Below are 26,709 nucleotides of genomic sequence, written 5' to 3'. Positions count from 1 at the left end.
TCCCCCGCATCCGCCGGTCGAACGACGGCGCGGTGGCGGCGACCATCGCCGTCGGGGTGGCGGTCCTCCGGTGCGGCCGGGGAATCCCGGTCCGGCCGCACCGGACGACCTGCTCGTGCCACCAGACCGGTCGGCCCGCTGACACGTCCTCCGGTCCCGACCCGAATCCGGCCGCGGGGCGCAACCGCGGCCGGCCCTCGCCGGTCGGTCCCGGAGGTGGCTCAGGCGGCGACCGTCGCCAGTGCCGGCTCCACGTCGGTCCACGAGGAACCGAGCTCGGCCGACCGGCTCACCGCGTCCAGCACCAGTTGGACCTGCAACGCGTCGGCGAACGAGGGCGCCGGGTCGACGCCGGTCGCCACCGCCTCGATGAAGTCCCGCATCTGGTGGGTGAAGGAGTGCTCGTACCCGATGATGTGGCCCGGCGGCCACCAGGCCGACATGTACGGGTGCTCGCCCTCGGTCACCAGGATCCGGCTGAAGCCCTGCTCGGCGGCGGGTCGCGTCGCGTCGTAGAACTCCAGTTCGTTGAGGCGCTCCAGGTCGAAGACCACCGAGCCGAGCGACCCGTTGATCTCCACCCGGAGGGCGTTCTTCCGGCCGGTGGCGAACCGGCTCGCCTCGTACGTCGCCAGCGCGCCGCCGTCCAGCCGGGCGACGAACACCGCGGCGTCGTCGACGGTCACCGGCCCGGTGGCCGGGCGGTGGCCGTCACCGTCCAGCGTGGCCGCCAAGCCGCTCGACCCGGCGGGCAACGGCCGTTCCTTGACGAACGTCTCGGTGACCGCGCTGACCCCGGTGATCAACTGGCCGGTGACGTACTGGGTCAGGTCGATGATGTGCGCGCCGATGTCGCCCAGCGCGCCGGAGCCCGCCTTGTCCTTCTGGAGGCGCCAGACCAGCGGGAACTGCGGATCCACGATCCAGTCCTGCAGGTAGGTCGCCCGGACGTGCCGGATGACCCCGAGCCGCCCGTCGGCGACCATCTGCCGCATCATCGTGACCGCGGGCACCCGGCGGTAGTTGAACCCGCACATCGACCGCACGCCGGCGGCCTGGGCGGTCGCCGCCGCGGCGGCCATCGCCCGGGCCTCGGACACCGTGTTGGCCAACGGCTTCTCGCACAGTACGTGCTTGCCGGCGGCCAGCGCGGCCAGCGCGATCTCGGCGTGACTGTCCCCCGGTGTGCAGACGTCGACCACGTCGATGTCGTCCCGGGCGATCAGGTCGCGCCAGTCGGTGGTGTACGCCTCCCAGCCGAGCCGGTCGGCGGCCTCGGCCACCTTCCCGGTGTCCCGGCCGCAGATCAGCGCCATCCGGGCCCGCGCCGGCAGGTCGTACACGCGGTTCACAGTGCGCCAGGCCTGCGAGTGCGCGGCGCCCATGAACGCGTAGCCGACCATGCCGACCCGCAGTTGCTTGTCTGTCGTGGACAAGGTGGGTCTCCCCCCGTGTGTCAGAACCCGAGCTTCAGGTAGTTGCTCGCGTTCTCCTTCGTGATCGTCTCGGAGGCGAGGATGATCTCCTTCGGCACCTGGAGCTCCACCAGGTCGGACATGCCCTTGCCCTGCCCGATGAGGCGGGCCAGGGAGATGGCCGAGGAGGCCATCGACGGGCTGTAGGTGACGCTGGCCTTCAGCACGGTGTTGTCGGCCTGGATGTCCTCGATCGCCTTCTTCGAGCCGGCGCCGCCGACCATGAAGAACTCGGTGCGGTTGGCCTGCTTGATCGCGGCCACCACGCCGATGCCCTGGTCGTCGTCGTGGTTCCAGAGCGCGTCCATCTTGGGCAGGGCCTGGAGCAGCTGGGCGGCCTCCTGCTGACCCGAGTCGGCGGTGAAGCGGGCCGCGCGGCGGTTCTGGACCTTGAGCCCGGCCTGGGCCAGCGTGTCCGCGAAGCCCTTGGACCGCTCCTGGGTCAGCTCCAGCTCGTCCATGCCGGCGATCTCGCCGATCACCGGGTTGGTGACGTTCTTGGCCTTGAGCTGGGCGATGATGTACGTGGCGGCGGCCACGCCCATGCCGTAGTTGTCGCCCTTGATCTGCAGCCGGTAGGCCTTGGCGTCCGGGAACGCCCGGTCGAGGTTGACCACCGGGATGCCGGCCTGCATCGCCTCCAGGCCGAACGCGTTGAGCTCCTTGCCGTCGTGCGGCAGCAGCACGATCACGTCGGGCTTCTGCGAGATCAGCGTGGACAGCGCCGCCCGCTGCGCCGCCGCGTCCGCGCCGGCCTCGACCGCCTTGAACTCCACGTCGGAGTACGCGGCGGCCTGCGCCTTGGCGTTGTTGGTGATGGCGGCGATCCAGCCGTGGTCGGCGGCGGGGGCGGAGAAGCCGATGACGACGCGCTTGCCCGGCTCGGCGTTGCCGCCCGTCGCGGCCGCCTTGGTCTGCGCCTCGGTCGGCTGCTCCTCGTTGCTGGTGCAGCCGGCGAGCAGGACGCCGGCGCCGACGGCGGCCCCGCCGAAGAGCAGCCGGCGGCGCGACAGGTCGCGGCTGTGCTGGGTCATGACGACCTCCTGGTTTTCGCGGTGGTGGAGGGAATTGGGGTGTGCGAGGTCCGGCCACCGTCGTCGAGTTCGGGTGGCCCAGGTGCGTGTGTCGATCAGGTGGTGGTGAGCCGGTTCCGGTTGAGGAACTGGGTGAGGCTGCGGAACTGGACCTGCTGGACCAGGACGGCCGCGACGATGATGCCGCCCTTGACCATGTTCTGGGCCTCTGTGGAGAGGCCGTTGATGGCGAAGAGGTTGGTGATGGTGGCGAAGATGACCACCCCGAGCAGGGAGCCGATGATGGTGCCCCGCCCGCCGCTGAGCAGCGTGCCGCCGATGATCGCGGCGGCGATCGCGTCCAGCTCGTAGAGGTTGGCCATCGCCGCCTGCGCCGAGTTCGCCTGGGCGGTCAGCATGATGGCCGCGATGCCGCAGCACAGGCCGGACAGCGCGTACAGCAGCAGGGTGTGCCGCTTGACGTTGATGCCGGCCAGCCGGGCCGCTTCCGGGTTGCCGCCGACCGCGACGGTCCGCCGGCCGAACGTGGTGCGGTTGAGCAGCACCCAGCCGGCGGCGACCACCGCGGCGAGGATGTAGACCAGCAGCGGGATCCCGAGCAGATTCGTGCTGGCGATGCCGTTGATGAAGTTGTTGTCGGACACCTGGGTCTGCTTGTCCGAGATCTCCGCGGCGAGGCCCCGGGCCGCCACCAGCATCGCCAGGGTCGCGATGAACGGGACCAGCCGCCCGTACGAGATGAGCAGGCCGTTGACCAGTCCCACCGCGAGCCCGACGGTGAGCGCGCTGAAGATCATGCCCCCGGCGCCGTAGCTCTGCGTGGCGACCGTGGTGCACCAGACCCCGGCGAGCGCGACGATCGCGCCGACGGAGAGGTCGATGCCGCCGCCGATGATCACGAACGTCATGCCGACCGTGACCACGCCCACCACCGAGGCGAGCTTGAGGATGCTGAGGACGTTGTCCCAGACCCAGTCCGGGTTGGAGTAGAGGTCGGAGCGGGTCAGCGCGCCGATCACGATCAGCGCGGCGAGCACCCCGATCAGCGCGAGGTTGCGCCGGGCACCCTCCCCGGCGTCGCCGTGCCACCAGGAGAGCCGGCCACCGGCCGCCGCCTTCTCGCCGGCCGCGGCGGTCTCCGCCGGGTCCACCGGCGGCGACTGCGCCGGCAGCTGCCCCGCCCGCTCCGGCGCGGTCGAGGTGTCCTTGACGTCACTCATGCCGGTGCGCCTTCCATCAGGGACCCCGCCATGACGAGGTCGAGCACGGTGTTCTCGTCGAGTTCGGTGGCCGGCGCCTCGCGGACGACCCGGCCCTCCCGCATGACCAGCACGCGGTCGGCCAGGCCGAGCACCTCGGGCACCTCGCTGGAGACCAGCAGCACCCCGACGCCGCGGGCGGCCAGGGCACGGATGACCTGGTACAGCTCGGCCCGCGCGCCGACGTCCACGCCCCGGGTCGGCTCGTCGAGCAGCAGCAGCTTCGTGTCGCCGAGCAGCCACCGCCCGACCACGACCTTCTGCTGGTTGCCACCGGAGAGCGTGCGCACCGGCCGGCGGACGTCGCGGGGGCGCAGGTCCAGGCTCTCCGCGATCCGGTCCGCCTCGGCCCGCTCCTTCGCGGCGTCGGTGAAGCCCACGCGGGAGTACCGGCCGAAGGTGGCCAGCGTGACGTTGCGGTAGATCGGCTCGCCCAGCAGCAGCGCCTGGCTCTTGCGCTCCTCGGGGGCCATGCCCAGCCCGGCCCGTACGGCAGACCCGACGCTGCCCGGGCGGAGCGCCCGGCCGGCGACCCGCACGCTGCCGCCGTCGGCCCGCCGGGCGCCGTAGATGGTCTCCAGCAGCTCGGAGCGGCCGGAGCCGACCAGCCCGGCGATGCCGACGATCTCGCCGGCCCGGACGCTGAGCGAGACGTCGGCGAACTCGCCGGCCCGGGTCAGCCCGTCGACGCGGAGCAGCTCGTCGCCGGCCGGCGCCTCGGCGGGCCGGTCCGGGAAGACGTACTCGATGGTCCGGCCGGTCATCTTCGAGACCAGGTCGCGGGTCGGTGTGTCGCGGGCCGGCAGGTTCGCCGCGGTGGTCCGGCCGTCCTTGAGTACGGTGACCCGGTCGCCGATCTCGCGGATCTCCTCCAGCCGGTGGGAGATGTAGATGACGGCGATGCCCTGCGCGGTCAGCTCGCGGATGATCCGGAACAGGTTGCCGACCTCGTCGTGGGCGAGCACGGCGCTCGGTTCGTCCATGATGATCAGTCGGGCCTCGTGCGACAGCGCGCGGGCCATGCTGACCACCTGCTTGCCGGCGGCCGGCAGCGACCGGACCATCCGGTTCGGGGGGATCTCGGCGTGCCCGAGCCGACCGAGGATCTGGCGCGTCCGCCGCGCCATGTGGCCGCGCCGGACGAAGCCGAGGCGGCGCGGCTCGTGGCCCAGGAAGGCGTTCTCCGCCACCGACAGGTCCTCGACCAGGTCCAGCTCCTGGTAGATGGTGGCGATGCCGGCACGCATGGCGGCCTGCGGGTTGGCGAAGGTGACCGGCTCGCCGCGCCACTCGACGGTCCCGGAGTCCGGACGGTGCACCCCCGCCAGCACCTTGATCAGGGTCGACTTGCCGGCGCCGTTCTGCCCGAGCAGGCAGTGCACCTCCCCGGCGCGGACCTCCAGCTGCACCCCGTCGAGGGCGCGCACGCCCGGGAAGGTCTTCACCACGTCGGTGAGGCGCAGGACCACCTCACCGGCCACGGTGTCGGCGGGCGCTTCGACCAGCGGCGCATCGGTCACGACGGCCTCCTCGGTTGGGTCACTGGTGCCGGCGCCCGACGTCGCTGCCGGCCATTCCGTCGCCCCGCTCATGACGCCTCCACGAAGGCCAGGTCGCTGGCGAGGACCGCGGCCCCGGCGACGCCGGCCCGCGAGCCCAGCTCGGACAGGACGACCGGCAGGTTGCCGGTGGCCAGCGGCAGCGACCGGCGGTACACCACGCTGCGGATCTCGGCGAGCAGGATGTGGCCGAGCTGCGCCAGCCCGCCGCCGATCACGATCATCGACGGGTTGGTGAAGCTGACCAGCCCGGCCAGGACGCCACCCACCCGCCGACCCCCGTCGCGGATCAGCTGGATGCAGGTGACGTCGCCCTCGACGGCGCCCTCGGCGACGTCCACCGCGGTGACGGCGCCCCGGGCGGCGAGCCGTTCGGCAAGGGCCGGCGACGCGCCGCTGCGCGCGGCCGCCAACGCGTCCTTCGCCAGGGCCGCGCCGCTGAACAGCGCCTCGAGGCAGCCGACGTTGCCGCAGGAGCACATCGGACCGTGCGAGTCGACCTGGATGTGGCCGATGTCGCCCGCGCAGCCGTCGGTGCCCCGGTAGACCTCGCCGCTGAGGTAGATGCCGCAGCCGATCCCGGTGCCGATCTTGACGAACAGGAAGTCGTCGACCGAGTGGGCCACCCCGCCGTGCCGCTCCCCGATCGCCATGATGTTGACGTCGTTGTCGACCACCGCCGGGCAGCCGTGCTCGCGGGTGAGTAGCTCCCGCACCGGGAAGCGGTCCCACCCGGGCATGATGGGCGGGGAGACCGGGACGCCGTCGCGGAAGCTGACCGGCCCCGGCACCCCGACGCCGACCGCGTCGAGCCGCTCGTACGCGCCGTCCACCTTGGCCTTGTGCAGCAGTTCGTTGACCCGCTGAAGCGTCACCTTCGGACCGTTGCGGATGTCGGCCGGCTCCGCGTACGCGGCCACCGGCTCCAGCCGGCCGTTGACCACCTCGACGTCGATCGAGCTGGCGCCCAGGTCGACGGCGGCGAAACGCAGGTGTGGGCTCAGCTCGACGAGGGTGGAGCGCCGGCCGCCCCGGGAGGCCGCGAGGCCCGCCTCGGCGACGTAGCCGAGGCCGACGAGGCGCTCCAGCTCGGCGAGCAGTCTCGGGCGCGGCATCTGGAGGCGATCGGCCAACTCGGCCCGGGAGACCGCGCCCTCGTCCCGGAGCAGCCGCAGCAGTCGCACGTGCAGGGGATCGACGGTCCGCACGGGACTCACCTCTTCGTCGACGTCGTTCACATCGACGCAATGTCGATGTGTCGTGTCCGACACAGTAGGAGTCTTCCGTGCCGCCTGTCCAGAGCTTCAGCCCATCTGATTCCAACTTTTGTCTGTCTGAGCAAAAGCTATAAGTGGATCTAGGAAAGAGTCACGGATTAGCGCCCAGGTCATCGCAGGTCGTCACCCCGGACACGACGCCGCCCCGCCACCCCGGCGGGGCGGCGGGGCGACGAGGGAGGTCTCAGCGCCGACCGGAGTTCCGCTTCTTGCGGAGCTTGCGGTCGTCACGCAACTCGACGTACGGCTCCTCGTCGGCCGAGTGGCCCGCCGAGATGGCGCGGCTGCGCTCCAGTTCGGCGTCGAACTCGGCACCGAGCAGGATGGCGATGTTGGTGAGCCAGAGCCAGACCAGGAAGATGATCACGCCTGCGAGCGCCCCGTACGTCTTGTTGTACGAGCCGAAGTTGCTGACGTAGAGCGCGAAGAGACCGGAGACCACCAGCCAGATCACCACGGCCAGCACGCCGCCCGGGCTGACCCAGCGGAAGCCGCCGTGCCGCGCGTTGGGCGACGCCCAGTAGAGGATCGCGAACATCAGACTGACCAGCACCAGCAGCACCGGCCACTTGGCGATGTTCCAGACCGTCACCGCTGTGTCACCGAGCCCCACCGCGTTCCCCACCGCCTCGGCGAGACCGCCGGTGAAGACCACGATCACGGCGCTGGCCAGCAGCAGGACGCCGATCACGGCGGTCACTCCGATCCGGATCGGCAGGGTCTTCCAGATCGGCCGGCCCTCCGGAACGTCGTAGATGGTGTTCGAGGCCCGCATGAAGGCGGCGATGTAGCCGGAGGCGGACCAGAAGGCGGCCAGCAGACCGATGATCGCGGCGATGCTCGCCAGCTCGCCGCTCTGCTGCGCCTGGCCGATCGCCGTTTCGATGATCTGCCGGATGTTCTCCTGCGGCACGACCTGGTTGACGGTGTCCTTGACGCCCTGGGTCGCCCGCTTCCCGAGCAGGCCGAGGATCGAGATCAGCACCAGCATTCCGGGGAAGATGGACAGGACCCCGTAGTAGGTGAGCGCCGCCGCCCAGTCGGTGAGGCTGTCGTCCTGGAACTCCCGGACGGTGCGCTTCAGGGCCGCCTTCCAACCGGCGCCGGGCAGCTCGGCCGGGCTCTCCGGCCCCTCGTCCGGGCCGGCCGGCCGGTCCCGGAAGGCGCGCCCGTTCCGGGCAGAAGACTCATCGGAGGCCATCGCCCCTCCCTCACCTCGGCTGTGTGCTCCTCCGAGATGCCCGGCGGCGGCAGGGGTTAACCACCGACCTGTGCCTACTTGTAGAGCAACCTGCCCATCCGGCGTGACGCGACCAGCAGGCCGGCGGCCAGAACCACCACCAGGTAGAGGACGTCGAGCATCCAGGCCCAGCCCGCCGTGTCGACGGTGACGCCGCGGATCAGGTGCACGGCCCGGTAGAGCGGTGTCACCTCGACCAGCCAGCGCAGCAGCGCCGGGTACGCCTCGGCGGGGACGAACGTGCCGGAGAACAGGAAGAGGACGAACTGCGCCGAGCCCATCAGGTCGAAATCCTGCCAGCTGCGCATGAACGTGGAGATGGCCATGCCGATGGCCCCGAACACGAAGCCGACCAGCACCGCCGCCGGGAAGGCGGCCAGGGCGCGGGCGGGGGTCGTCAGGTCCATCACGGCCATCACCACCAGGAACGCGGCCGAGTACGCGCTGCCCCGCAGCATCGCCCAGGCCAGCTCACCGAGGGCGATCTCGAACGGCTGCACCGGGGTGGCGATCACCCCGTCGTACAGCTTCATGTACTTCATCTTGCCGAAGAAGTTGAAGGTGGTCTCCGCGAGCGCGCCGGTCATCGCCGACGACGCGAGCATGGCCGGCGCGACGAACGCCGCGTACGTGACGACCTCGCCGCCGGGCAGCGTGAGGTCGCCGACCAGCGCGCCCACGCCGACGCCGATCGAGAGCAGGTAGAGCAGCGGCTCGACGAAACCGGAGACGAGCAGCAGCCAGTAGACGGACCTGAGGGCCGCGACGTTGCGCTCGGTCACCGAGGCCGACCGCCGCGACGCGGCGGAGACGTCGACCAGCCGGGGCAGGACCAGACCGACCATGACAGCCCTTCCTAGACGACGAGCTTGCGGCCGAAGGTGCGGCGGGCCAGCAGCCAGCCGCCGACCGCCCAGGCGGTGAGGTAGAGCAGGTGGCCGAGGACGGACCACTGCGGAGCGACGCCGAGGGTCGCCGCCCGGCACAGGTCGACGGCGTGCCACAGCGGCGTGGCGTACGCGAGCCAACGCAGCCCCAGCGGCAGCGACTCGACCGGGAAGAACACTCCGGCGAAGAGGCTCATCGGGATCACCGCGAACCGGAACAGCATGGCGAGCCAACTGTCTGTGTCGACCGCGGCCGCGTACGCGAACGTGGGCGCCGCGACGGCCAGGCCGAGCAGCGCCGCCACCGGCAGCGCCAACACGGCCCACGGCGAGCGGAGCGCCCCCAGCACGCTGGTCACCACGAGGAACGCCGCGATCGAGGTGAGCACCCGGAACAGCACGAACGCCAGGTGCCCGGCGAGGATGTCACCCACCCGCAGCGGCGCCGCGGTCTGCGCGGAGTAGAGCTTGACCCACTGGAAGTTGCTGAACACCGGCCAGGTGGACTCGCCGATCGCCACCTGCATCGCCGTCGAGGCGAGCAGGCCACCGACGATCCACTCCAGGTAGGAGATGCCGCCGACGCCCTGGTCGATGTACGCCCCGACGCCCACCCCGAAACCGAGCACGGTCAGCGCGGGCAGCAGGAACGACGAGAACACCCCGGCCCGCCAGGTGCGCCGGTAACCCACCAGGTAGTGCGCGAGCACCGCCAGCGCCGGCACCCGCGGCAGGGCCGGCCGGGCCCGCTCCCGCGCCTGACTAGTCATGCCACTCCGCTCCCCGTCCACCCGGCCTTCCTACCCCACCGGTACGACAGGCCGGCGCCCACCCTACGGCCACGGGGTAAGGAAGGGCCCCTTATTAACGCCTGCGGTAGAGCAGGGGCCCCTTCTTAACGCGGGCGCTCGGCGATCCGCTGTTCGGCCCGGGGCGGTAGCAGACGGACCGGCCGTGCTGTCACCGTCCGGCGGCCGGCCCCGGTCAGCCGAAGTGCCGGCCGATCACCTGCTCCGAGTCGGCGGCGTCGCGCCAGCGGTCGACGTGGAGGTGCTCCCCGTACCAGGTGACGATGCCGGTACGCAGATCCTCGCGGACCTCGTCCCGCGTAGGCGCGGTCGGCGTGCCGTCACCGCTCCGGCTCCACGGTGCCGGCCAGCGCCGCCCTCAGGTCCACCGAGGGCACGCGCTGGCCCGGCCTGTTGCCCTGCGCGCTGTCGTCCGGCAAGGGCCCGTTACGGGCGCTCGGGAGCGTGGGCGACGAACGCGCGCCAGGCCTCGGGGGCGAAGGTCAGCACGGGGCCGCCCGGGTCCTTGGAATCGCGTACGGCGAGCACGCCGGGCAGGTTGTCGGCGACCTCCACGCAGTTGCCGCCGCTGCCGTTGCTGCGGGTGCTCTTGCGCCACCGGGCGCCGGTCAGGTCCATGTCTCCGCCACTTCCGCTATCAGGTCGAGGGACTGCTGCTGCGATAGTGCCTCACCACGGATCGACTCCCAAACCTCGACCATCTGCTGCACGTAGTCAGCCCGGTCGATCACCTGCCCGTGGCGCTGCCCGTCCAGGTAGACGACATCCTCCCCGGCTGGCGAGGTGGCGATCACGAAGGGGCCGTCGAGTCCAGCGTAGGCCCCGGCGGAGAGCGGCACGACCTGGATTCGCACCCGCGGCAGCGCCGAGCCCAGCTTCACCAGGTGCTGCAACTGCTCGCGCATCACCTCCGGCCCACCGACGCGACGGCGCAGCACGTACTCGTCGACGACCACACTGAGCAGGGGCGGCCGGTCGCGGGTGAGGATCCCTTGCCGATCCAGCCGGGCAGTCACCTGCTGCTCGATCTCGTCCACCGCGAACAGCCCGGCGCCGGCCAGGATGGCGCGCGCGTACCCCTCGGTCTGCAGCAGGCCCGGCACGTAGAGCGGCTCGAACGAGCGCAGCGCGGTCGCCTCCTGCTCGATGCCGGCCCAGTCGCGGAACCACGGCACCACCGTCTCCCGGCTGATCCGCCGCTGGATGCGCTCGAACCGTCCGTCCGCTCCGAACACCGTGTCGCACCGGCGTGCGAAGTCCAGGCTCGGGCGGCGCTCGCAGGTCTCCACCTTGGCCACCAGTGCACCCGAGTAGCTCAGCGCTTCGGCGAGGGCGGTCTGGGACATGCCGCTCGTGGCGCGGGCGAGGCGCAACTCCTCGGCGAAGTGGTCCAACATGGACGAACGTTCCACGGACAGCCTCCGTACATCTTCGGACCGCCTGGGGTCGGCCGCCGTACGCGCTGGTCGTCGGCGCGCGGGACCTCCCACCGTAGTCGCGGCGCCAACAGACTGTCACGCAGCGGAACCGCTCACGGGATCGGACGGCGGGCGGAACCAGGCCGGGGGCGCCCGTGCACAACGAGGTGCGTCGGCGCCCCCTTCCCACCCCGACGGAGGCTCCATGCGACTCAGGTTCTGGCGCTGCCCGCGCCCGGCGCCGCCGGCCCCGCCCGCGACGCCACCCATCCCGCTGCCTCGCCGTACGCCGAACGAACGCCCGGCGTGGGCGATCGCCCCGACGGAGATCTTCCCGACCTACGGCCCGGGTCGCCCGGGACGGCTGACCCGCGCACAGGAGTGGCGGGCCAACGGTGGCCGCTGGTCGTGTACGGAGGGCCCGCGCTGATGCCGCGCTACCGCCCGCACGTCGCGGCGCGCCCGTCCTGGCGGTGCCGGGTGTGCGGCGCCGCGTGGCCGTGCTCGCCGGCCCGGCTGGGGTTGCTCGGCGAGTACCGCGAGAACCGGACCGGCCTGCTCATCTACCTCGGCACGCTCATGGTCGAGGCCATGACCGACCTGAACGGCCAGATCCCGCCGGCGGCGCTGACCGACCGATTCTTGACCTGGGCGCGAGCCCGTTGATCAGTCGATCAGGGTGCGGCCGGTGAGGTGGAGGAAGACGTCCTCCAGGCTGCTGCGCCGGACCAGCACGTTGACCGGGTGCAGGCCGAGCGCGGCCACCTCGCCAACCGCCGCGTCGCCGTCGGCGACGTAGAGCAGGATCCGGTCGGGCAGCACCTCGACCCGCTCCCCCAGCCCGTCGAGCTTGCCGGCGAACGCCTCCTGGGACTCGGCCGCGAAGCGCAGCTCGACCACCTCACGAGTGGAGTGCTGCTCGATGAGCGACCGGGGCGACCCCTCGGCGACGATGCGCCCGCCGTCCATGACGACGAGGCGGTCGCAGAGCTGCTCGGCCTCGTCCATGTAGTGCGTGGTGAGCACCAGCGTGACGCCCTGCTGCTTGAGGCGGAACAGCCGCTCCCACACCAGGTGCCGGGCCTGCGGGTCGAGGCCGGTGGTCGGCTCGTCGAGCAGCACGATCTCCGGCTCGTTGACCAGCGCCCGGGCGATGGTGAGCCGGCGCTTCATGCCGCCGGAGAGAGGCTCGACCTTGCTGTCGGCCCGCTCGGCGAGCTGCACGAAGTCGAGCAGCTCGGCGGCGCGATCCCGGGCCACCCGGCGCGGGATGCCGAAGTAGCGCGCGTAGGTCGTCAGATTCTCCCGGACGGTCAGCTCGGGATCGAGGTTGTCGAGCTGGGGGCAGACGCCGAGCCGGGCCCGGATGGCCGTGCCGTCGCGCACCGGGTCCATGCCCAGGATGCGCAGCTCCCCGCCGCTGGGCGGCGAGATGCAGCCGATCATGCGCATGGTGGACGACTTGCCGGCGCCGTTGGGGCCGAGGAAGCCGAACGCCTCGCCGGCGCGGACCTCCACGTCGATGCCGTCGACGGCGGTGAAGTCGCCGAACCGCTTCACCAGCCCCCGCGCCTGGATGAGTGGTTGAGCCATGGTCACGGGCCGACCATACCGGCGGGGTCCGACAGCTTCGAACGGTTTCGGACGCCCGGACAGGTGGCCCTCGATGCGCCGGGCGGACGGACATCGCCGGGCGCCACTGCGTCCCGCTCGCCGACCCGAACGCGATTGACGGTTCCGCGGGCGGTTGAAGGACATCGTCACCGCCCGGCGAAATCACCGTCGACAATGTTCCGCGACGTACGGGATTCGCGTATCGTCCCGCCGTGTCAGCAGTACGTTCCTCTGACGGCTCCACCGCGGAGCCGCACCCCGGCCCGGGAGAGACGGCAGCAGCCGTGGACGGCGGCCAGGTGCCGCTGCCGCGGGAGCCGGGCGACTCGGCGATCCACGCCGCCGACGGGCGGGACGTGCGGGACCTCGCCGCCCATTTCGAGGACGAGAAACCGGGACGCGTCCTTTCCGGTCCGGTCGGCGTTCTGGTCACCGGTACGACGCTGGCGATCGCGCTGCTCGCGCTCTGGCAGGTCTTCGATCCGCTCCCCCAGGGCAGCAAGTACTACCTGATCCTGTTCCTGGCCGGCGTGCTGCCGGTAGTGTTCCTGGCCTATCCCGCCGACCTACGGCTCCCCCGGCGTCGCCCTGAGACGAACCCCGGACCGGCACCGGTCGACGCGACGGAGCCGTCCCGGGCCCGACCGACCGTCCCCGACTGGGTCCTAGCCGCCGTCGCGGTGGTCACCTGCCTGTACCCGGTGCTGCCGATCAGTGTCGGTGCCGGCGGTGGCGGGTACGACGCCTTCCTCGACCGGCAGGGCCTGCCGGCGCCCCTCGACGTGGCGATGGGCACCGCGCTCCTGCTCCTGCTGCTGGAGGCGTGCCGGCGTACGACCGGCTGGATCCTGCCCGCCGTCTGCCTGGTGTTCCTCGGCTACGGCTACTACGGCGGCCTGCTGCCGCAGTCGTGGCCGGTGGCCCACGCGGGGCTCGACTTCGCCCAACTGGTGGCCGCGTTCTACAACTCCGACAGCGGCTTCTACGGTACCCCGCTCGACGTCGCGGCCACGTACATCGTGCTCTTCACCATCTACGGCGCGGTGCTGGACCTCTCCGGGGCCGGACGGTTCTTCGTGGAGCTGTCCGCCGCCGCGTTCCGCCGCTCCCGCACCGCCGCCGGGCGCACCGCCGTCGCCTCCGGTTTCCTGCTCGGCACCGTCTCCGGGTCCGGCGCGGCGACGACGGTCAGCATCGGCGCGGTGACCTGGCCGATCCTGCGCCGAGCCGGTTACCCGGCCGAACGGGCGGGCGGCATGCTGGCCGCCGCCGGCGTCGGGGCGATCCTCTCCCCACCCACCCTCGGCGCGGCCGCCTTCATCATCTCCGAGTACCTCGGGGTCTCGTACCTCCAGGTGCTCGGCTGGGCGACGGTCCCGACGCTGCTCTACTACCTCGGCATCCTGCTGTCGGTGGAGATCGACGCCCGGCGCTCCGGAGTGCGGCCGGTGGTGATCGAGACCGGTTCCGCCGGGCGGCTGCTGGCCCGGTTCGGCTACCACTTCCTCTCCCTCTTCGTGATCGTCGGTCTGCTCGCCGTCGGCTTCTCGGCAACGAAGGCCGTGGTGGCGGCGACCGTGCTGGCCGCCGTGCTGTCCTTCCTGGACCGCCGGCACCGGCTCACCCCGGCCCGGCTGCTCTCCGCGCTCAGCACCGGCGTGCGCGGCGTACTCGCGGTGACCGCGGTGTGCGCCGCGGCGGGCATCATCACGGCGACCACCACCAAGACCGGTCTCGGCCCGCAGGCGGCGGCGCTGCTGGTCGGCGGAGCCGAGGCGGTCAGCTCGGACCCGGCCGTGGTGCTGGCGCTCACCGCGCTCCTCGCCGCCGTCGCGCTGAGCCTGCTCGGGCTGGCCGTGCCGGTCACCGCCTCCTTCGTGATCGGCTGGGTGATCATCGGTCCGGCGCTGCTGGACCTGGGGGTTGCCGCCCCGGCCGCGGCGATGTTCGTCTTCTACTTCGCGGTGCTGTCCGAGGCGTCCCCGCCGACCGCGCTCGCGGCGGTCGCCGCCGCCGCGGTGACCGGGGGCCGGCTCGTGCCGACCATGTGGCAGACCCTGCGGTACGCGCTGCCGGCCTATCTCATCCCCCTCGCCTTCGTGATCACTCCGACCGGCCTCGGGCTGCTCGGCATCGGGGGGCCGGAACGGATCGCCGTGGCCGGGGCGGTCGCCGCGCTCAGCGTCACCGTCCTGGCGGTGGCGGCCGGCGGGTGGCTGCCCGGCGTCGGGCCGGCCGGCACACCGGAGCGCGTCCTCGGCGCGCTCGCCGGAGTGGCGCTGCTCTGGTTCGAACCCGTACCCGTCACCGTCGGCGCCGTGCTGGCCGCCGCCATGGTGGCGGGTGTGCTCGTACGACGCGGATCCGCCGGCCGGACCGGTGGGCCGTCAGCAGGACCACGGGTGAACTCACGGGAGGAGAAACAGTGAGACGGATCAACGTGCGGATCGCGGCGGGCATGGGCGCGCTGACCCTCGTCGCGGCGGGGGCCGCCGGTTGCGGGGGCCGGCAGGACGGCGCGACCCGGGACGACGCGGGCAGCGAGATCACCTGCGAGGTCACCGAGAACACCCGCGTGGGCATCGCGACCGGGAACGCCACCGGCGTCTACTACGTGGTCGGCAACGCCCTCGCCGGCCAGCTCGGCGAGGCGACCGGCGGCAAGCTGACCGGCACGGCGGCCGAGACCGGCGCCTCGGTGCAGAACATCGAGCAGCTCGTCGCCGGCCAGTACGACGTCGCCTTCTCGCTGTTCGACACGGCGGTCAACGCGGTGCAGGGCAAGGGCAGCTTCAGCTCGCCGCAGCAGGTCGAGGCGCTGGCCCGGATCTACGACAACTACACACAGGTGGTCGTACGGGCGGACGCGGGGATCGCCTCGGTCGCCGACATGAAGGGCAAGAAGATCTCCACCGGCTCGCCGAAGTCCGGCACCGAGGTCATCGCCAACCGCCTGCTGGAGGCCGCCGGCCTGGACCCGGCCAAGGACATCCAGGCCCAGCGGCTGGACCTGACCAAGACCGTGGACGGGATGAAGGACGGCAGCATCGACGGCTTCTTCTGGTCCGGCGGAGTGCCGACCGGCGGGGTGACCGACCTGTTCACCACGGCCGGCGACAAGGTGAAGTTCATCGACATCACCCCGCTGCTGCCCAAGATGGCCGAGCTGAACCCCGCCTACCAGGCCGGGACGATCGGCGCGGACGTCTACAGGACCCCGGCGGACACCCCGACCATCGTGGTCCCGAACGTGCTGCTGGTCCGCAAGGACCTCAACGCGAACGTGGCCTGCGCCATCACCCGGACGGTGTTCCAGAAGAAGGACGCCCTCGCCCAGGCCAACCCGGCGGCCAAGGGCATCAGCCTGGAGAACGCCCGCAACACCGACCCCGTACCGCTGCACCGCGGCGCGGAGAAGGCACTCCAGGAGCTCGGCGGAAGCTGACCGGTCAGGTGTCGGTGGGAGTGGTGGCGGCCCGGGCGGCAGCGACCAGGCGATCGGTCTCCGCCACCACTTCCGGGTCGTCGGCCGGGGTGCCCGGCTCGAAGCGGACGGTCCAGGTCAGACCGTCGGCGCCGGGCGTCCGGCGCGCGGCGATCCGGCCCGCACCGCCGGGCACCGGGTGTGCCTCGGTGTACGCCACCGAGCGGGTGACCCGGGCCCGCACCTGGTGTGGCAGGTCGCCCGGGTCGAGCAGCAGGTACGTCTCGGCCGGGCAGTCGGCGACCACCAGGTAGCCGTCGCGCTCGGCGACGTGCTCGGCGGGGGTGACCGTCAGCTCCCGGCCGGACCAGACCGCCTTGAGGATGTCGTGCCACCCGATGCGGTGCCCGCGGCCCGGCAGCCAGAGCCCGAGGTTGGTGGCGACCAGCACGCCGTCGCCCTCGCCGTTGCCGGCGGCGGCCCAGGCGAGCACGCGCTCGTCGGGTGCGAGCGGCGGGCGGTCGGCCGGCGGCAGCTTCGGCCGGCGGCGGAACAGTGTCATGCTCTACAGCCCTCCCGCGGCCTGTTCGCGCAGCGCCCGGGCGTGCTGCTCCAGCGACAGCAGCTCGCCGAAGGCGGCGAAGTACTCGTCCTTGTTGCTGACCGGGTTGATCCGTTGGATCTTCGACTTCAGGTCCCGGATCCGGCCGGTCACCGAGCCCCACTGCAGGCGGGCCATCGTCACCGAGACGTAGCGCAGGTCCGGCTCGCCGTCGATGCGCAGCGGCTCCACGGCCAGCTCGCCGACCAGCGCCTTGGCGGCGAGGTCGTCGCAGGCGTCCCGGACCGACTCGATCCACACCGCACCGCCGGTGGCCGCCGCCGCCCCGCCGGCCGCGGCGACCGCCGCCCGGACCGCCACGTGCACGGGGTGCCGGTACTCCGGGGCCTCGACCGCGTCGAACATCGGCCCGGCGAGCACCGGCACCTGGAGGGCCAGCTTCAGCGCCTCCCGCTCGACCATCGACCGCGGGCTGTCCACCGCCGGCTCGGCGGGGGCGGGACGCGGCGGGGCGTCGCCCCGGCCCTGCGGCGGCGCGTTTCCGGCCGCCAGCACGGCCCGCTGCACCGGCTCGATCTCCATGCCGAGGTCACCCGCCAGCTTGCGGACGTACTCCGGACGCTTCTCCCGGTCCTTGATCTTGGCGACCAGCGGCGCGGCCCGGCGCATCGCCTCCACGCGGCCGTCGACGGTGTCCAGGTCGTACCGGCTGATCATGTGCCGCAGCGCGAAGTCGACCAGCGGCTCGCGGCGCGCGACCAGGTCGCGGACCGCGAGGTCGCCCTTGGCCAGGCGCAGCTCGCACGGGTCCATGTTGTCCGGGCTGACGGCGATGAACGTACGCCCGACGAAGCGCTGGTCGTCGTCGAACGCGCGCAGCGCCGCCTTCTGGCCGGCCGCGTCCCCGTCGAAGGTGAAGATGATCTCGCCGGCCACCGCGTCGGTGTCGAGGAGCAGCCGGCGCAGCACGCCGATGTGGTCCGCGCCGAACGCGGTGCCGCAGGTCGCCACGGCGGTCGGCACCCCGGCGAGGTGGCAGGCCATCACGTCGGTGTAGCCCTCGACCACGACCACCTTGCCCTGCTTGGCGATCTCCCGTTTGGCCTGGTCGATGCCGTAGAGGACGTGCGACTTCTTGTAGATCGGCGTCTCGGGGGTGTTCAGGTATTTCGGGCCGTCGTCGTCGTCGAAGAGCTTGCGGGCGCCGAAACCGATGACGTCGCCGGTCAGGTCGCGGATCGGCCAGAGCAGGCGGCGGCGGAACCGGTCGATCAGGCTGCCCGAGCGCGCCGGCCGGGACAGCCCCGCGGTGACCAGCTCGTCGTGGGTGAAGCCCTGCTGGCGCAGGTGCTTCGTCAGCAGGTCCCACCCGTCGGGAGCGAAGCCGCAGCCGTACCGCTCGGCGGCGGCCCGGTCGAAGCCGCGCCGGGCCAGGAACTCGCGGGCCGGCCGGGCGCCGGGCGTGGTGAGCTGGGCCCGGTAGAACTCGACGGCGGCGGCGTGGGCGGCGACGAGCCGCTGCTTCTGCCCCTGCTGGGGGCGGGAACGCGGCGCGGAGTGGTCGCTCTCGACATACCGCAGCTGCAGGCCGGCGCGCGCGGCGAGGCGCTCGACGGACTCGACGAAGCTGAGGTGCTCGGCGTCCATCAGGAACTTGATGGCGTCGCCGCCGGCGCCGCAGCCGAAGCAGTACCAGACGTTGCGGGCGGGCGAGACGTTGAACGAGGGGCTCTTCTCGTCGTGGAACGGGCAGAGCCCCTTCAGGTTGCCGCCGCCGGCGGACCGGAGGGTGACCGTCTCGGAGATGACGTCGGCGATCGACGTGCGCTCGCGGACCAGCGCGATGTCCTCGTCCCGGATCCGCCCCGCCATGACCGCCACCTCCTCGCCGTACATCCTGCCCTGCCCGGCCGACGTTCCGCCGCCGGGGGACGCCGGTGTGGCGACCACCGCGGTGTCAGGCGGCGAGGGCGGTGGACTCCTCGACCTCGACCTGGCGGTTCCAGTCCGGCTTGCTGGCCCGCCAGCCCTCGTCGTCCAGCCCGCGCCGCCAGTAGCCGGAGATGGAGAGCCGCTCGCGGGGGATGCCGCGCTCGACGCGCAGCAGCCGGCGCAGCTCCTTCACGAAGGTCGCCTCGCCGTGCACGAAGGCGTGCACGTCCCCGTACGGGAAGTCCAGCGCGCGGACCGCCGCGACGAGCGCCTCTCCGACCGGCCGGTCGCCGCGGTGCAGCCAGGTCAGCTCGACGGCACCCGGGCTGGGCAGGGGCTGCTCCTCCGCCGGGCCGCTGATCTCGACGAGGACGGTGGCCGGCGCGCCGGCGGGCAGCCGCTCCAGCGCGGCGGCGATGGCCGGCAGGGCGCTCTCGTCGCCGACCAGCAGGTGCCAGTCGGCGTCGGGGCTGGGGGCGTACGCGCCACCGGGGCCGACGAAGCGCACCGGGTCGCCGGGGCGCAGTGCGGCCGCCCAGGGCCCGGCGAGCCCCTCGTCGCCGTGGTGCACGATGTCGACGGTCAGCTCGCCCGCGACGGGGTCGAAGGCTCGCACGGTGTACGCGCGCAGCCGGGGCCACTGCGCGGGCGGCAGGTCTCGACGGATCGCGGCCAGGTCCATCGGCTCGGGGTACGCCACCCCGGGCACCGGGAAGAGGATCTTGATGTAGTGGTCGGTGAACTCGCCCACCGGCAGGCCGGCCAGCTCGTCGCCGCCGAGCACCAGCCGGACCAGGTGCGGGGTGGGCCGCCCGGTCCGGACGACCCGAGCGGACGTGACCTTCTTCGGGCGCTCCGTCATGCGAGTTAGGCTAGCCTAAGTTGCGCGGCCCGCCCACCGGGGGTCGCCGTCAGCGGTCCGGCCGCCGCCGACCAGCCGGGCGTGCCACTCCACGGCCGCCGGGTCGGTCAGCGACGCGACCTGGTCGATCACCACGCGCAGCCGGGCCGCGTCGTCCGGGGCGGCCCGCCACAGCGGCGCGAAGACCACGTCCAGCGCGTCCGGTGCCCGGTCGGCCAGGACGGCCACCAGCTCGGTGAGGATCCGCCACTGCCGCTCGTAGCGGTCCCGCGAGCCGGGGCGGCGCATCACGTACCGCAGGGCGATGCCCTTGAGCAGGGCGCACCGCGCGCGGATCTCGCGGGGCACGACCAGGTCGGCGGCGTAGCGGCGGTGCGGGCCGGGGCCGGACCGCTCCTGCGTCGCGGCCACCGCCGCGGAGACGAACCGCCCGGTCAGCACGCTGGTGGTCGCCTTCAGGGCGGCCTGCGCCGGGTGGCTGCCGTCGTAGCCGGCCAGGGGCGCGAGCGCCGGGTCGGCGAGCAGGTCGACCAGCACCTCCGCGAGGTCGGCCGGGGACTCGCCGGAGTACGTGGCCGCCACGTCGGCACAGAGCGCGGCCCGCTCGTCGGCGTCGACCAGCAGCGGGTGCAGTGTCACGTACCCGCCGTGGATGCCGTCCTCGACGTCGTGCACCGAGTACGCGACGTCGTCGGCCCAGTCCATCACCTGCGCCTCCAGGCAGCACCGCCCGTCCGGGGCGCCGGCCCGCAGCCAGTCGAAGACCGGCCGGTCGTCGGCGTACACGCCGAACTTGCGCTCGCCCGGCCGCCGGGCCCACGGGTACTTGCTGACCGCGTCGAGGGAGGCCCGGGTGAGGTTCAGCCCCGCGGAGGCGCCGTCCGGGCCGATGACCTTCGCCTCCAGCCGGGTGAGGACGCGCAGCGTCTGCGCGTTGCCCTCGAAGCCGCCGCACGGGGCGGCGAGGACGTCCAACGCGTCCTCACCGTTGTGCCCGAACGGCGGGTGCCCCAGGTCGTGCGCCAACCCGGCGGTGTCCACCACGTCCGGGTCGCAGCCCAGCCGCGCCCCCATCTCCCGGGCGATCTGGGCGACCTCCAGGGAGTGCGTCAGCCGGGTCCGCAGGAAGTCGTCGGTGCCGGCCATGTGCACCTGGGTCTTGGCGGCAAGCCGGCGGAACGCCGCCGAGTGCAGCACCCGGGCTCGGTCCCGCTCGTACGCCGTGCGGCCGTACCCGCTGTCCTTCGGCGGCTCGTCGACCCACCGCCGCGCGTCCGGATCCGGGGTGGTCACCCCCCACGCTGCCGCAGGACGCAGAACTCGTTGCCCTCCGGGTCGGCCAGCACCGTCCACCCCACGCCGCCCTGGCCGACGTCGACGTGCCGGGCGCCCATGTCCACCAGTCGTTCGACCTCCGCCTCCTGGTCGTCCGGACGCAGGTCGATGTGGAGCCGGTTCTTGCTCTCCTTGCCACCCGCCACCGGGACGAACACGATGCCGGGCAACCGGTCGGGCGCCTGCCGGATCTCCACCTCGTCCGGCTTCTCCGTGACCACCTGGTAGCCCAGTGCCTCGGCCCACCAGCGGGCCAGTCGGGCCGGATCATGGGCATCGATGGTGAGGCTCTCCCAGGCGCTGCTCATCCCGACAGGTTACGCCGCAGGACATCCGCCGGCGCAGCGGCGACAGGCGGCGGCGCGCAGCGCAACCCCCGTTCAGTCTGAGTTGTCGACCGATCGCCGACGGTTACGGGATCGCGGGCGAAGGTGGGCTGGCGGTAACGTCCCCGATGCGGAACGTCACCAACCAGCCGGCCCGACGGGCGGGGAGAGGGACTCTCGTGGACGTGGACACGATGGTGGGTACGGAACTGCTCCGGTTGCGGCGCCGCCGCCCGGAGGTGGCCGGCGCGGTGCTCGCGGGGACCGACGGGTTGGTGATCGGCAGCGACCTGCCCGGGACGGACGCCACCCACCTGGCGGCGCTCGCGGCGGCCGGCTTCGGCGTGGCGAGCCGGGTGGCGGTCACGGCGCGGCGCGGCGCCTTCCAGGAGACGCTGGTCCGCACCGCGAGCGGCACCGTCGTGACGTACCCGGCCGGGCGCGACGCACTGCTCACGCTCGTCGCCGACGCCACCGACGACCTGGAGGGGCTGCACGCCGAGGCCCGGGAGGTGGCCCACCGGGCCGGTTCGGCACTGGACGCGCGGCCCCGCGCCGCGACGCCCGACGCGCACGCCCCGCTCGCACACCGCACGCCGATGACGACGCTGCCGCGCCGGACGACGCACCACACCTGGCGCCGGCCGCCGATCCGCTGACCCGGCGATGGCGGGCCCGGCGCGGGCCCGCCATCGCGTCACACCTCCGTCAGCGGCTGTCGGAGCCGGTGGTCTCCACGACCGCGCGCCCCGCCTCCAGCCGGGCGACCGGCACGCGGAACGGCGAGCACGAGACGTAGTCCAGCCCCACCTCGTGGAAGAAGTGCACCGACTCGGGGTCACCGCCGTGCTCGCCGCAGACGCCGAGCTTCAGCCCGGGCCGGGCCGCACGGCCCTCCTCGGCGGCGATCCGGACCAGCCGGCCGACACCGTCCCGGTCGATCGACTCGAACGGTGAGATGCCGAAGATGCCGAGCTCCAGGTAGCGCCAGAAGAACGCGCCCTCCACGTCGTCACGGGAGAAGCCCCAGGCCATCTGGGTCAGGTCGTTGGTGCCGAAGGAGAAGAACTGCGCCGCCTCGGCGATCTGGCCGGCGGTCAGCGCCGCCCGGGGCACCTCGATCATCGTGCCGATCAGCACCTCGACGCCGCTGTCCCCGACCACCTCGGCGATGATCTTCTCGGCCTCGGCGCGTACCGTCTCCAGCTCCTGCACCGCGCCGACCAGCGGGACCATGATCTCCGGCTTGGCCACCGCGCCGGCACGGGTGACGGTGACCGCGGCCTCCGCGATCGCCCGGACCTGCATGGCGAAGAGACCGGGGATGACCAGGCCGAGGCGGACGCCGCGCAGGCCCAGCATCGGGTTCTCCTCGTGCATCCGCCGTACGGCAGCGAGCAGCGCCTCCTCCTTCGCCACGTCCTCGCCACGCTCCTGGGCGACGGCGACGTTCACCGCGAGCTGCTCCAGCGGCGGCAGGAACTCGTGCAGCGGCGGGTCGATGAGCCGGACGGTGACCGGCAGGCCGTCCATCTCGCGGAAGATCTCCTCGAAGTCGGCCCGCTGCAACGGCAGCAGCGCGGCGAGCGCGGAGTCCCGCTCGTCATCGGTGCGGGCCAGGATCAGCTTCTCGACCAGCTCCCGCCGGTCGCCGAGGAACATGTGCTCGGTGCGGCAGAGCCCGATGCCCTCGGCGCCGAAGCGCCGGGCCCGCGCGGCGTCCGGGCCGGTGTCGGCGTTCGTCCGGACCGCGAGCCGCCGCTTGGCGTCCGCGTGCGTCATGATCCGGTGTACGGCCTTCACCAGCGGGTCGTCGGTCTGCTCCGGGTCCAGCTCGCCCTCGAAGTACTGCACCACCTCGGACGGCATGACCGGCACCTCGCCCAGGTAGACCTTGCCGGTGGTGCCGTCGATCGACACGACGTCGCCCTCGCGGACGGTCTGCCCGGCGACGATGAACTTCCGCCCGGGGATGTCGATGTCCAGCTCGTCGGCGCCGGAGACGCAGGTCTTGCCCATGCCCCGGGCGACCACGGCCGCGTGGCTGGTCTTGCCGCCCCGCGAGGTGAGGATGCCCTGCGCCGCGATCATGCCGTTGAGGTCGTCGGGGTTGGTCTCCCGGCGGACCAGGATCACCTGCTCGCCCTCGCCGGCCAGCTCCACCGCCCGGGCGGAGGTGAAGACCACCTTGCCGACGGCCGCGCCCGGGGACGCGCCGATGCCCTTGGCGACCGGCTGGAACTCGTGGTCGAGTTTGAAGCGCGGGAACATCAGCTGCGCGAGTTGGGCGCCGTTGACCCGGTGCAGCGCCTCGTCGAGGTCGATGAGGCCCTCGTCGACGAGCTGCCCGGCGATGACGAACGCCGCCGCGGCGGTGCGCTTGCCGACCCGGGTCTGGAGCATCCAGAGCTTGCCCCGCTCGATGGTGAACTCGATGTCGCAGAGGTCCTTGTAGTGCCCCTCGAGGCGGGCCATGTAGTCGAGCAGCTCGTCGTACGACTTCTTGTCGAGCTTCTCCAGCTCCTGCAACGGCACGGTGTTGCGGATGCCGGCGACCACGTCCTCGCCCTGCGCGTTGGCGAGGTAGTCGCCGTAGATGCCCTGTGCGCCGCTGGCGGGGTCGCGGGTGAAGGCGACACCGGTGCCGGAATCCGGCCCGAGGTTGCCGAACACCATCGCCACCACGTTGACGGCGGTGCCGAGGTCGGCGGGGATGCGCTCCTGGCGCCGGTAGACCACGGCCCGCTCGGCGTTCCACGACTCGAACACCGCCTTGATCGCGAGGTCGAGCTGCTCGCGCGGGTCCTGCGGGAACTCCCGGCCGGTGTGCTTGCTGAAGATCTTCTTGTACGCGTCGACCAGGCCGCGCAGGTCGTCGGCGTCCAGGTCGAGGTCGTTGGTGGTGCCCTTGGCGCGCTTGGCGTCGTCGAGTGCGTGCTCGAACTCCTCGCCCGGCACGTCGCAGACGGTCTTGCCGAACATCTGGATCAGTCGGCGGTAGGAGTCCCACGCGAACCGGTCGTTGCCGCCGGCCTGCGCGGAGAGGCCGACGACGCTGCGGTCGTTGAGGCCGACGTTGAGGACGGTCTCCATCATGCCGGGCATCGAGAACTTGGCGCCGGAGCGTACCGAGACCAGCAGCGGGTCCTCCGGGTCGCCGAGCTTCCGGCCCATCGCCGCCTCCAGCGCCCCGACGCGGGCGCTGATCTGGTCGGCCAGCCCGGCGGGCTCCTCACCGGTGGCGAGGTACGCCTTGCACGCCTCGGTGGTGATCGTGAAGCCCGGCGGCACCGGCAGGCCGAGGTTGGTCATCTCGGCCAGGTTGGCGCCCTTGCCCCCGAGCAGGACCTTCTGATCCTTGTTGCCCTCGGCGAAGTCGTAGACGTACTTGTGATCGACCGTCTCTTGCGCTGCCACCAGAGCCTCCCACGCGCGCCGGATTGACACTTAACGAAGGTTCAGCTGCCACATACCCCGGGGCCGGCCATCGGTAATCCCGGGGCACATGCCGATCGGTGGGCGAAGGTTAAGCGAACATCGAGTGGCCTGGGACCGTTCGGTGACAATAGGCACAGCTATCACGACCATCCGCGTTCGTGGTGTTTGTTGGGAACGCTTCCACGCGCAGGATCACGCAATTGCCGGCTCCCTCGTACTCTTGAGGCACCGCATCCGGTGAACCTCACTTTTGCCATAACAGCCGCGAATACACCCCTCGGAGCCGTCGTCGTGTCGTCCACCCCCACCGCCGCCCCGGACCCGCTGGACGCCGGGACCGCGCCGCACCGCGCCGACGAGCCCGCCCGCCCCGCCGACCCGGTGCCGCCCGTCCTGGCGGACCAGCAGCCGGCGGCGTCGGAGCTGGCCCGGGCGGCCGCCCGGGCAGCCGGGGACCTGCTGGCCCCGCCGGCGCCGGTTCGGCTGGGCGACGTGGTGCCGGCTCCCGAGCAGGTGACGCCCGACCCGGCGGGGGACTTCGTCCTCCCCGCCGACGCGGCGGTCCGGGTCAGCACCAACGCCGCCGCGCTGGCTGTCGGCGAGCAACTGGCCGCCCTGCTGCGGCCGGCCACGGGCTACCCGCTGCCGGTCACCGACGCGGCCCGCCCGGAACCGGCCGGCGGCATCGCGTTGGTGCTCGACGACGACCCCGGCCTCGGCCCCGAGGGCTACCGCCTGGACGTGACCCCGTCCGGCGTCCGGATCGGCGCCGCCACCCCGGCCGGTCTGCTGCACGGCGTGCAGACCCTCCGGCAGCTCCTCCCGGCCGCGATCGACAACCCGACTCCGGTGGCGGAGCGCTGGGTGCTGCCGGGCGGGTCGATCACCGACCGGCCGCGGTTCGCGTACCGCGGCGCGATGCTCGACGTCGCCCGCCACTTCTTCGGCGTGGACGACGTGCTGCGGGTGATCGACCACCTGGCCCGGTACAAGCTCAACCACCTGCACCTGCACCTCACCGACGACCAGGGCTGGCGGATCGCGGTCGACTCCTGGCCCCGGCTGGCGACGGTCGGCGGCGCGACGGCGGTCGGCGGCAGCCCCGGCGGCTGGTACACGAAGGCCGACTACCGGCGCATCGTCGCGTACGCGGCCGAACGGCACATCACCGTCGTCCCGGAGATCGACCTGCCCGGGCACACCAACGCCGCGCTGACCGCGTACCCCGAGCTGACGCCGGACGGGGTCGCGCCGCCGCCGTACACCGGCACCGAGGTCGGCTTCAGCTACGTCGACCCGGCCAACGAGCGGACGTACGACTTCGTCACCGACGTGCTCGGCGAGGTCGCCGCCCTCACCCCCGGCCCGTACCTGCACGTGGGCGGGGACGAGGCCTTCAAGGTGAAGGGGACGGCGTACACCGGGTTCGTCGAGCGGGTGCAGCGCATCGTGGCGGGCCTCGGGAAGACCGTGCTGGGCTGGCACCAGCTCGCCCCGGCGGCGCACGTCGACGGGCGGGTCCTCCAGTGGTGGGGCACCGACGGCGCCGACCCGGTGACCGCCGACGCCGTACGCCGCGGCGCCCGGCTGATCCTCTCCCCCGGCAACCACGCGTACCTGGACATGAAGTACGCCCCGGACACGCCGATCGGGCACGACTGGGCCGGCCTGATCGACGTGCGGCGCGCGTACGACTGGGATCCGGGGACGCATGTGGCCGACGTTCCGGCGGAAGCCGTGCTCGGCGTCGAGGCCCCGCTCTGGACCGAGTCGGTCACGTCGCCGGCGGAGATCGAGTTCATGCTCCTGCCCCGGCTGCCCGCCCTCGCCGAGCTGGGCTGGTCGCCGCGCGCCACGCACGACTGGGAGGCGTTCCGCGAGCGGCTGGCCGGTCAGGGCCGGCGGTGGACCGCAGCCGGTACAACCTTCCACCGCGCCCCGGAGATCCCCTGGCCGGCGGACGAGCCCGCCACCGCACGCATCCCGACCCAGACGGGAGCCCCCACCACAACCGCCTGACACGAGCCCGTTCTGCCCTGCCAGCGCTCCCCGGGGTCGGGTGCGGGCGAAGATCTTGGAAGCTTTCGGCCCCTCCAGGGGCCGTTATCTTCCAAGATCTCGCAGGCGCCCGCAGCGCCCGCGCGCCGCGAGTGCCGGGACCGGCCGGAGGTGAAATCGGGCGCGCGTGACGTGTCTCCGCCGTGTCCCGACTGACCGGTTTGCGTGCGGCGTCCGGTGGCCGGGGCCACGCGGGGGAT

General features: G+C 72.6%; 21 protein-coding genes and 1 pseudogene. 5 read left to right on the top strand and 17 right to left on the bottom strand.

Features of this window, described 5'->3' with window-relative positions:
* Window positions 1–221 precede the first annotated feature (221 nt).
* The 10 genes from ACTMS0_RS06170 to ACTMS0_RS06125 form a co-directional block, all read right to left on the bottom strand.
* On the bottom strand, window positions 222–1,403 hold the full coding sequence (locus tag ACTMS0_RS06170; protein WP_441154663.1) for a Gfo/Idh/MocA family protein: 1,182 nt from the start codon (window positions 1,401–1,403) through the stop codon (window positions 222–224).
* A gap of 53 nt (window positions 1,404–1,456) precedes the next feature.
* A complete protein-coding gene (locus tag ACTMS0_RS06165) occupies window positions 1,457–2,509 on the bottom strand; it encodes a substrate-binding domain-containing protein (protein WP_441154128.1) in 1,053 nt (350 codons plus the stop codon).
* A 95-nt stretch (window positions 2,510–2,604) separates the two neighbouring features.
* On the bottom strand, window positions 2,605–3,729 hold the full coding sequence (locus tag ACTMS0_RS06160; protein ID WP_441154127.1) for an ABC transporter permease: 1,125 nt from the start codon (window positions 3,727–3,729) through the stop codon (window positions 2,605–2,607).
* Window positions 3,726–5,237, bottom strand: coding sequence for a sugar ABC transporter ATP-binding protein (locus tag ACTMS0_RS06155; protein WP_441154662.1), 1,512 nt, complete (start codon window positions 5,235–5,237; stop codon window positions 3,726–3,728). Before ACTMS0_RS06155 ends, ACTMS0_RS06160 begins: the two co-directional genes overlap by 4 nt.
* Before the next feature lie 119 nt (window positions 5,238–5,356).
* Entirely contained in the window at window positions 5,357–6,535 is a 1,179-nt protein-coding gene (locus ACTMS0_RS06150; RefSeq protein ID WP_441154126.1) for an ROK family protein, read from the bottom strand.
* 253 nt (window positions 6,536–6,788) lie between these two features.
* Window positions 6,789–7,805, bottom strand: coding sequence for a YihY/virulence factor BrkB family protein (locus ACTMS0_RS06145; RefSeq protein WP_441154125.1), 1,017 nt, complete (start codon window positions 7,803–7,805; stop codon window positions 6,789–6,791).
* A gap of 74 nt (window positions 7,806–7,879) precedes the next feature.
* The gene (locus tag ACTMS0_RS06140; protein ID WP_441154124.1) at window positions 7,880–8,689 is read right to left on the bottom strand and encodes an ABC transporter permease; all 810 of its coding nucleotides are present in this window, start codon (window positions 8,687–8,689) and stop codon (window positions 7,880–7,882) included.
* Between the two features lie 11 nt (window positions 8,690–8,700).
* Window positions 8,701–9,501, bottom strand: coding sequence for an ABC transporter permease (locus ACTMS0_RS06135; protein WP_441154123.1), 801 nt, complete (start codon window positions 9,499–9,501; stop codon window positions 8,701–8,703).
* 465 nt (window positions 9,502–9,966) lie between these two features.
* Window positions 9,967–10,158: a DUF397 domain-containing protein gene (locus ACTMS0_RS06130; protein ID WP_441154122.1), complete on the bottom strand. Its 192-nt coding sequence runs from the start codon at window positions 10,156–10,158 to the stop codon at window positions 9,967–9,969.
* The gene (locus ACTMS0_RS06125; RefSeq protein ID WP_441154121.1) at window positions 10,149–10,952 is read right to left on the bottom strand and encodes a helix-turn-helix domain-containing protein; all 804 of its coding nucleotides are present in this window, start codon (window positions 10,950–10,952) and stop codon (window positions 10,149–10,151) included. The genes ACTMS0_RS06130 and ACTMS0_RS06125 overlap by 10 nt, the downstream gene beginning before the upstream one ends.
* Before the next feature lie 435 nt (window positions 10,953–11,387).
* Here ACTMS0_RS06125 and ACTMS0_RS06120 point away from each other — a divergent pair, with 435 nt between their 5' ends.
* Window positions 11,388–11,624, top strand: coding sequence for a flavin reductase (locus ACTMS0_RS06120; RefSeq protein WP_441154120.1), 237 nt, complete (start codon window positions 11,388–11,390; stop codon window positions 11,622–11,624).
* Here ACTMS0_RS06120 and ACTMS0_RS06115 read toward each other — a convergent pair whose 3' ends face one another.
* Window positions 11,625–12,557 (bottom strand): ABC transporter ATP-binding protein, encoded by a 933-nt coding sequence (locus ACTMS0_RS06115; RefSeq protein ID WP_441154119.1) that lies wholly within the window; start codon window positions 12,555–12,557, stop codon window positions 11,625–11,627.
* Between the two features lie 314 nt (window positions 12,558–12,871).
* On the opposite strand from ACTMS0_RS06115, the gene ACTMS0_RS06110 reads away from it, so the two are divergent.
* Window positions 12,872–15,001, top strand: a complete 2,130-nt coding sequence (locus ACTMS0_RS06110; protein WP_441154661.1) for a TRAP transporter permease — start codon at window positions 12,872–12,874, stop codon at window positions 14,999–15,001.
* Window positions 14,998–16,017 (top strand): TAXI family TRAP transporter solute-binding subunit, encoded by a 1,020-nt coding sequence (locus ACTMS0_RS06105; protein WP_441154118.1) that lies wholly within the window; start codon window positions 14,998–15,000, stop codon window positions 16,015–16,017. The genes ACTMS0_RS06110 and ACTMS0_RS06105 overlap by 4 nt, the downstream gene beginning before the upstream one ends.
* Before the next feature lie 4 nt (window positions 16,018–16,021).
* Here the strand turns inward: ACTMS0_RS06105 and ACTMS0_RS06100 are convergent, their stop codons facing one another.
* From ACTMS0_RS06100 to ACTMS0_RS06080, 5 genes are all read right to left on the bottom strand, one after another.
* The gene (locus tag ACTMS0_RS06100; protein WP_441154117.1) at window positions 16,022–16,558 is read right to left on the bottom strand and encodes a hypothetical protein; all 537 of its coding nucleotides are present in this window, start codon (window positions 16,556–16,558) and stop codon (window positions 16,022–16,024) included.
* Between the two features lie 3 nt (window positions 16,559–16,561).
* Window positions 16,562–18,454: a DNA primase gene (dnaG, locus tag ACTMS0_RS06095; protein ID WP_441154116.1), complete on the bottom strand. Its 1,893-nt coding sequence runs from the start codon at window positions 18,452–18,454 to the stop codon at window positions 16,562–16,564.
* Window positions 18,455–18,515: 61 nt separating this feature from the next.
* Window positions 18,516–19,352, bottom strand: a complete 837-nt coding sequence (locus tag ACTMS0_RS06090) for a siderophore-interacting protein (RefSeq protein ID WP_441154115.1) — start codon at window positions 19,350–19,352, stop codon at window positions 18,516–18,518.
* A 15-nt stretch (window positions 19,353–19,367) separates the two neighbouring features.
* Window positions 19,368–20,645: a deoxyguanosinetriphosphate triphosphohydrolase gene (locus tag ACTMS0_RS06085; protein ID WP_441154114.1), complete on the bottom strand. Its 1,278-nt coding sequence runs from the start codon at window positions 20,643–20,645 to the stop codon at window positions 19,368–19,370.
* The gene (locus ACTMS0_RS06080; protein WP_441154113.1) at window positions 20,642–20,995 is read right to left on the bottom strand and encodes a VOC family protein; all 354 of its coding nucleotides are present in this window, start codon (window positions 20,993–20,995) and stop codon (window positions 20,642–20,644) included. The genes ACTMS0_RS06085 and ACTMS0_RS06080 overlap by 4 nt, the downstream gene beginning before the upstream one ends.
* A 212-nt stretch (window positions 20,996–21,207) precedes the next feature.
* On the opposite strand from ACTMS0_RS06080, the gene ACTMS0_RS06075 reads away from it, so the two are divergent.
* Complete coding sequence (locus ACTMS0_RS06075) at window positions 21,208–21,672, top strand: roadblock/LC7 domain-containing protein (RefSeq protein WP_441154660.1); 465 nt, start codon at window positions 21,208–21,210, stop codon at window positions 21,670–21,672.
* A gap of 49 nt (window positions 21,673–21,721) precedes the next feature.
* On the opposite strand, the gene ppdK is transcribed toward ACTMS0_RS06075, so the two are convergent.
* A complete protein-coding gene (ppdK, locus tag ACTMS0_RS06070; protein ID WP_441154112.1) occupies window positions 21,722–24,430 on the bottom strand; it encodes a pyruvate, phosphate dikinase in 2,709 nt (902 codons plus the stop codon).
* Window positions 24,431–24,706: 276 nt separating this feature from the next.
* Between ppdK and ACTMS0_RS06065 the strand changes: the two are divergent.
* A pseudogene (locus ACTMS0_RS06065) lies at window positions 24,707–26,474 on the top strand (beta-N-acetylhexosaminidase); the annotation flags it as partial.
* Between the last annotated feature and the right edge of the window lie 235 nt (window positions 26,475–26,709).

The sequence above is a fragment of the Micromonospora sp. H33 genome (genome assembly GCF_052068455.1).
Classification (GTDB): Bacteria; Actinomycetota; Actinomycetes; order Mycobacteriales; family Micromonosporaceae; genus Micromonospora.
Note: the sequence above shows the minus strand (reverse complement) of the source record. Positions and strands in the feature narration are given on the sequence as shown.